The following is a 231-nucleotide window of genomic DNA, read 5'->3' as shown; positions in this document are numbered from 1 at the left end:
GCATTTGACTTTATTTCCGTTATTCCGTTTATAAAGCCTTGTATATAGGACTGTCTGTTCCCGTCTTTATCTACTCCTACTTCTGAAAGTCTTCTTTTCTCCGTCATTCCTATAAGAGGTTGTCCATTTTCACCTTTTTGTATTGATATTTCTATTATTGGAGCTTTATCTTTTCTTATTGTTCTTACTATTTGTTCCAATAAACCTCCATGATGGTCTCCTATCGGTAAC

General features: G+C 34.6%; 1 protein-coding gene. It reads right to left on the bottom strand.

Features of this window, described 5'->3' with window-relative positions; all coding sequences use genetic code 11:
- Positions 1-200: hypothetical protein (locus EII29_RS11830; RefSeq protein ID WP_148096459.1), on the bottom strand; the 200-nt coding region annotated here is incomplete at its 3' end.
- Positions 201-231: the final 31 nt, after the last annotated feature.

The organism is Leptotrichia sp. OH3620_COT-345 (assembly GCF_003932895.1).
Classification (GTDB): Bacteria; Fusobacteriota; Fusobacteriia; order Fusobacteriales; family Leptotrichiaceae; genus Pseudoleptotrichia.
The sequence above is the reverse complement of the archived record's forward strand: the minus strand, read 5'-3'. Positions and strand labels throughout refer to the sequence as shown.